The 6,000-nt window shown below is 68.3% G+C and carries 6 protein-coding genes; 4 read left to right on the top strand and 2 right to left on the bottom strand.

What is annotated here, in order from left to right; all coding sequences use genetic code 11:
• The first annotated feature begins 293 nt into the window (after positions 1-293).
• Positions 294-782, top strand: a complete 489-nt coding sequence (locus ACQHI0_RS34640; protein ID WP_427905871.1) for a MarR family winged helix-turn-helix transcriptional regulator — start codon at positions 294-296, stop codon at positions 780-782.
• Positions 783-852: 70 nt separating this feature from the next.
• On the opposite strand, the gene ACQHI0_RS34635 is transcribed toward ACQHI0_RS34640, so the two are convergent.
• Together ACQHI0_RS34635 and ACQHI0_RS34630 are read right to left on the bottom strand one after the other, a co-directional pair.
• On the bottom strand, positions 853-1,257 hold the full coding sequence (locus ACQHI0_RS34635; protein ID WP_427905870.1) for a DUF7144 family membrane protein: 405 nt from the start codon (positions 1,255-1,257) through the stop codon (positions 853-855).
• A 78-nt stretch (positions 1,258-1,335) separates the two neighbouring features.
• The gene (locus ACQHI0_RS34630; protein ID WP_427905869.1) at positions 1,336-2,835 is read right to left on the bottom strand and encodes a flavin-containing monooxygenase; all 1,500 of its coding nucleotides are present in this window, start codon (positions 2,833-2,835) and stop codon (positions 1,336-1,338) included.
• Positions 2,836-2,924: 89 nt separating this feature from the next.
• On the opposite strand from ACQHI0_RS34630, the gene ACQHI0_RS34625 reads away from it, so the two are divergent.
• The 3 genes from ACQHI0_RS34625 to ACQHI0_RS34615 all read left to right on the top strand — a co-directional run bounded on the left by ACQHI0_RS34625 (position 2,925) and on the right by ACQHI0_RS34615 (position 5,994).
• Positions 2,925-3,479 carry a YdcF family protein gene (locus ACQHI0_RS34625; protein WP_427905868.1) on the top strand — a complete coding sequence of 185 codons (555 nt, stop codon included), beginning with the start codon at positions 2,925-2,927 and terminating at the stop codon, positions 3,477-3,479.
• A 66-nt stretch (positions 3,480-3,545) separates the two neighbouring features.
• The gene (locus ACQHI0_RS34620) at positions 3,546-5,174 is read left to right on the top strand and encodes a GMC oxidoreductase (RefSeq protein ID WP_427905867.1); all 1,629 of its coding nucleotides are present in this window, start codon (positions 3,546-3,548) and stop codon (positions 5,172-5,174) included.
• Between the two features lie 70 nt (positions 5,175-5,244).
• Entirely contained in the window at positions 5,245-5,994 is a 750-nt protein-coding gene (locus tag ACQHI0_RS34615) for a VIT1/CCC1 transporter family protein (protein WP_427909388.1), read from the top strand.
• The last annotated feature ends 6 nt before the right edge of the window (positions 5,995-6,000 follow it).

Below are 6,000 nucleotides of genomic sequence, written 5' to 3'. Positions count from 1 at the left end.
TGTCGACAAACGCGAAGTCAAATCGCCTGGAAAATCCGGCATTTCCCCAGGTCACGAGCCCCACTCTACCCAGAGTTCGGCGCGCGCGCTCCCGACGCTCATCGCGATCGATCACCAGCGTCGACCGGCGATCGATTGGCAACTGATCAGCCGTCCAGCGCTTTGCCGATCTTCAATATGCCGTCCACCTGGTGACATGACGCGACAATCGTAGACAGGGCACACCCTGCGGGATACAGTTTGCCGTCGTTCAGCAATTTTATAGTTACCATGCGGGTGGAAGGCAGGCCGAGGTGCCGGAGGATCTCGACTCGGTCGAGCGTCGCGCATGGAGCGCGGTGGTCACCCTCTCGATGCGCGTGCCGAGTGCGCTCGATTCCCGACTACAGCGCGAGTTCGGAGTGACCCATTTCGAGTACCGGGTCATGGCCTTGCTCCATGACGCGCCGGAGCGCCGGATGCGGTTGAGCATGCTCGCGGCACGTGGACACGGGTCCATTTCCCGGCTCTCCCACGTGGTTTCGAAGCTGGAACGGGTGGGGTGGGCGCGACGCGAGGCGGCGGTATCCGGGCGTGGGATCGACGCGGTGCTCACCGAGAGCGGGCTGGCCAAGGTGGTGGCGACGACGCCGGACTATCTCGTCGCGGTGCGCAAGCTCGTGCTGGACGGACTCGATGATCCGCAGAAGGCCGAGCTCGCGTTCTTGGGCGAACGGCTCTCACGCCATCTGGTCGACGCCCTCGGCGACAGCGATGCAGGCTCGTCGGGGCTCGACCACTGAACTCGGTGACCACAGCGCAAACGAACAGCGCCGCCCCGGCGATCGAGGCGGCGCTGTCTGGTCGATTCGGTCAGGAATTATCCGGGCGCCAAGTGGCCACCGCCCAGATCACCACGATGTCGACGGCGATGATCAGGATCGACCACCACGGGTAGTACGGCAGCCACAGGAAGTTGGCGATGATCGAGAGCGCCGCGATCACCATCGCCGCCACCCGGCCCCAGGTCTGACCCGCGAGCAGACCGATCGCGATGATCACCGCGAGTGCGCCGAGGACGATGTGCCACCAGCCCCAGCTGGTGAGGTCGAACTGGTAGGAGTACTCCGGGCCGACGACGATGAGATCGTCGTTGGCGACCGCGGAGATCCCCTGGAAGATCTGCAGCACACCGACCACGGCAAGCAGGATGCCGGCGCCGATGGAGGTGCCTGCCGCGATTCCTTCGCGCACCGGGTGCTGATTCGTGTGTGTCATCGCTGGGCCTTCCGTCAGGTCAACGCCATGTGCCACCACGGCACACGACAACGGTAGGAACCCGGCGAGCCGCGCGCCTCACCCGTTGCGGGTGAACTCCCTGACCCGCCGCGGCACCGGACGCAGGGTCTTGCCGAGGTCGGTGCGCAGGGTGATCAGCGCGTCGAGCAGGTAGTTCTGCCTGACCCGCCACGGATGCCGGTCGCCCTGGCGGGGGAACGCGGCGATCGAGCGCTGGACATAGCCCGCGTTCAGGTCGAGCAGCGGGCGTTCGGCGAGCGCGCCCCTAGGTTCGGGGACGACTGCGGCGCTACCGGTGCGGTCCAGGTGGGTGAGGACTTTGCAGACCAGGCGGGAGGTGAGGTCGGCGCGCAGCGTCCATGACGCGTTGGTGTAGCCGACGCAGATGGCGAAGTTGGGCAGGCCGGTGAGCATGGCGCCCTGCCAGACGAACTGATCAGCCAGAGGCACGGGCGTGCCGTCGACCGAGGGCGCGATGCCGCCGAAAGCCAGCAGGCGCAGGCCCGTGGCGGTGACCACGATGTCGGCGGGCAGCGTCTCCCCCGAGACCAGGCGGATCCCCTCGGGGACGAAGGCGTCGATGTGGTCGGTGACCACCGAGGCCTTGCCCTTTTTCATCGCCTTGAAGAAGTCGGCGTCGGGGGCGGCGCACAGGCGCTGGTCCCACGGGTCGTAGTCGGGGGTGAAATGTTCGGCGACGAGCTTGTCGTCTTTGAGGATGCGGGTGGTGAGGTCGGTGAGCAGCTTGCGTGCGGCGGCGGGGCGGCGGCGGCAGAACTGGTAGAAACCGATGTTGAACAGGATGTTCTTGGTTCGGATCAGCCGGTGGGCGAGACCGGCGGGGAGCAGCTTGCGGAGCTTGTCGGCCTGCTTGTCGCGGCCGGGGACGGGGCTGATCCAGGTCGGGCTGCGCTGCAACATGGTGACGTGCGCGGCGTCCGCCGCGAGATTGGGCACCAGGGTGACGGCGGTGGCGCCGCTGCCGATCACGACGATCCGCTTGTCGCGGGTGTCGAGGTCGGCGGGCCAGAACTGCGGGTGCACGACGGTGCCCGCGAAGTCGTCGCGGCCGGGGAAGTCGGGGGCGTGCGGCTGCTGGTAGTCGTAGTAGCCGGCGCAGGTGTAGAGGAAACCGCAGGTCAGGTTGCTCAGTTCGGGGCCGTCGGGGCCCTCGTGGGCGATGGTGAGCTGCCAGTGTGCCTGCGCCGATGACCAGTCCGCGCCGATCACCCGGGAACCGAAGCGGATGCGCCGGTCGATGCCGTTCTCCTGCGCGGTCTCGTGGATGTAATCCAGGATCGCGGCGCCGTCGGCGATGGAGCGGGCCGCGCGCCACGGCTTGAACGGGTAGCCGAGGGTGAACATGTCCGAATCCGAGCGGATGCCCGGGTAGCGGAACAGGTCCCAGGTGCCGCCGAGGTCGGCGCGCGCCTCGAGGATGGCGTAGCTGCGGTGCGGGTGCTCTTCCTGCAGCCGGTAGGCGGCCCCGATACCGGACAACCCGGCGCCGACGATGACGACGTCGAGGTGTTCAGGGGCAACGGCGGTGTCGGTCATGGGCTCCAGTGTGCCTGCCGTGCGACCGTGGCAGAAGAGCCGATCCTCGGCCCGGTGGCCATCGTCGAGATTTGGGTATCGTCGGTGCCGTGTCGATTTTTCGGCGTGCGGGATGGTTGCTCGTCGGCGCACTGGTCACCGTGCTGGCTGCCGCATTCGCCGGCTGGCCGGTCTTCGTGCACCCGCAAGTCGACCCGTTGCGGCCCGCTGATGTGATCGTGGTGCTCGGCGGCACCGCCTACGAACGATTCGATCTCGGCATCGAGCTCGCCGAGCGCGGCCTGGCCCCGGAGGTACTGATCTCGCAGTCCACCGGGCCCGACGATCCGGTGATGGACAAATACTGCGGCGGCCGATTCGCCTTCCGCGTCTCGTGTTTCGTGCCGGATCCGTGGACCACCGATGGTGAAGCGCGCGAAATCGTCCGGCGCGCAAAGATTTACGGATGGCGACACATCATCGTGGTCACGTTCACGCCGCACGTGTCGCGTGCCAGGTACATCGTGGAGAAGTGCTACGACGGCGAGATCACCATGGTCGCCAGCCCCTCGGACTCGGGGCTGGAGTTCTGGTCGTGGATGTATGTGCGCCAATCCGCCGGATACATCAGGGCTTTCGTCAACCAGCATTGTGAGACCGACTGACACGCGGTGGTCCGGCTCTTAGAGTGAGACCAGCGGTTCGGGGACCGCGCTGGTGAGAGGACGCCGATGCTTGTGGAGGATCTGCGCACTGTCGGTGACGACGCGTTGCGCACCCAGATCTGCGTCATCGGGTCGGGCCCCGCGGGCCTGACAGTGGCCACCGAACTCGCGGCCGCCGGGCTGCGGGTACTGGTGCTGGAGAGCGGTGGTCACGAGATCACTTCGGATGAAACAGCTTTCACCGCGATCGAGAATGTCGGCGCTCCGCGCGCGGAGCAAGATCGGATCGCGGGTAACCGGGTGCTCGGCGGGAGCTCACACAGCTGGGCGGGGCGCTGCGGTGTGCTCGACGACCTCGACTTCGCGAATCGGCCCTGGGTCACGCGGTCCGGGTGGCCGATCGACGCGGGCGCACTGCGTCCGTATGCCGAGCGCGCTGCCGCGCATGCCGGGCTCGGGCACGGCACCGGCTTCACCGAGGGCGAGTTCTGGCCGCTGGCCGGGCGGCAAGCACCGCCCGACGCGCTCGATACCGGCTCGTTGCGTCCCTACTTCTGGCAGATCAGCCGCGATCCGGCCAACCGGTTCGACTGCAAGCGGTGGGGTCCGCACGTGCGTGACATCGTCGCGCCGACCGCGCGGGTACTGGTGAACGCGACGGTCACCCACATCGACACCGATACCACCGGCGCGCATGTGAATTCGGTCGAGGTGACCGGCGCGGGCGGGCGGGTGCGCACCGTCGAGGCGCGGATGTTCGTGCTGGCCGGGGGTGGGATCGCCACGCCACGGCTGCTGCTGGCCTCGCGGCGCACCGTCGCCGGTGGGATCGGGAATCGGTACGACCAGGTCGGGCGGTATCTGATGGATCATCGCTGCGGGGTCGTCGCGACGCTGCCGCCCGCGCAGGCCGGGGCTGCGCTGGACCGGTTCGGGAAATACGTGGTCAAGAGCGCGCGCGGGCGGCACACCTTTCTGCACGGGATGGCGTTGTCGCCCGCGCTGCAGCGGCGCGAATCGCTGGTGAACTGTGCGCTGTGGTTGCAGGAGGTCATCGCCGACGACGACCCGTGGGACTCGGTGAAGCGACTGTTGCGCGGGCGAACTCGATGGGCGGATATGCGAATCATGCTGTCCGGCACCGGACTTCTGGTCAACGGTGTGCGACGTCGGCTGGTCGACGGTGTGGGGTTGCCGCACCGGCTCGCGGGTGTCGAGGTGCGGGCGATGGTGGAGCAGACGCCGAACGCGGACAGCCGGGTGCGGCTTTCCGGACGGACCGATCCGGTGGGAATGCCGTTGCCGCAGGTGGATTGGAAGGTCGGTGCGCAGGAGGATCGCACGGTGCGGCGGGCGACAGCGCTGCTCGTCGGCGAGTTCGCCCGGCTCGGATTGCCCGCACCGCAGGTGGTTCCGGCGGCTCTGCCCGACAGCACCGATCCCCTACCGCTCACCGACTGGGCGCATCCCAGTGGCACCACGCGGATGTCGGCCGATCCGCGGCACGGGGTCGTGGACCAGCACTGCCGGGTGCACGGGGTAGACAACCTCTACATCGCGGGCAGTTCGGTGTTCCCGACGAACGGGCACGTCAACCCGACGCTGACCGTGATCGCGCTCGCGGTGCGCCTGGCCGACACCCTGCGCGCGGGACTGGCTGCCGCCGCTGACCCGTCGGCGGCCCAACGGAGCTGAGCGAGTGGCCGACGTGCGCCGATGATCTGCCGGTCGGCCGCACTAGGCTGGGTGGGTGCCGGACTCGCCTATCGAGAACAGTCGTCCGAGTGAAGCCGCAGGTGCGCCTCGGTCGGGGCATCCGCACGAGCCGCATACCGAAGGGCTTGCGGATCGGTTGAACTGGCTGCGTGCGGGGGTGCTCGGTGCGAACGACGGCATCGTGTCCACCGCGGGGCTGGTGGTCGGTGTCGCCGCGACCACGAACAACGCGCAGACGATCCTCACCGCCGGTATCGCGGGACTGGTCGCGGGTGCGATCTCGATGGCCGCGGGGGAATACGTGTCGGTGAGCACGCAGCGGGATTCGGAGAAGGCGCTGCTGGCCAAGGAACGGCGCGAGCTGGCCGACGAACCCGATTTCGAACTGGCCGAGTTGGCGGGGATCTACGAGAAGAAGGGTCTCAGCCCGGCCACCGCGCGCGCGGTGGCCGCCGAACTCACCGCCCACGACGCGTTCACCGCGCATGCCGAGGCCGAACTCGGCATCGATCCGCGCTCGCTCACCAACCCGTGGGCGGCCGCGATCTCCTCGGCGATCGCGTTCACCTGCGGCGCCCTACTGCCGCTGCTGGCAATCGTGTTGCCGCCCACCGAATGGCGGGTGCCGGTCACGTTCGCCGCCGTGCTCGTCGCCCTCGCGATCACCGGCTCGGTGAGCGCGCGCCTCGGTGGCGGCAATCGAGGGCGTGCGGTGCTGCGCGTGGTGGTCGGCGGCGCCCTGGCGATGGCGATCACCTACGCGATCGGCGCCCTCACCGACTCGCTGACGAGCGGCTGACCTGAG

The organism is Nocardia sp. FBN12, from assembly GCF_050320175.1.
In the GTDB taxonomy this organism is placed as follows: domain Bacteria; phylum Actinomycetota; class Actinomycetes; order Mycobacteriales; family Mycobacteriaceae; genus Nocardia.
Note: the sequence above shows the minus strand (reverse complement) of the source record. Positions and strands in the feature narration are given on the sequence as shown.

Excerpts from the sequence above, each read along its gene's own strand:
- ACQHI0_RS34620 (WP_427905867.1), top strand. The coding sequence starts at position 3,546 with ATGCTTGTGGAGGATCTGCGCACTGTCGGTGACGACGCGTTGCGCACC.
- ACQHI0_RS34635 (WP_427905870.1), bottom strand. The coding sequence starts at position 1,257 with ATGACACACACGAATCAGCACCCGGTGCGCGAAGGAATCGCGGCAGGC.
- ACQHI0_RS34630 (WP_427905869.1), bottom strand. The coding sequence starts at position 2,835 with ATGACCGACACCGCCGTTGCCCCTGAACACCTCGACGTCGTCATCGTC.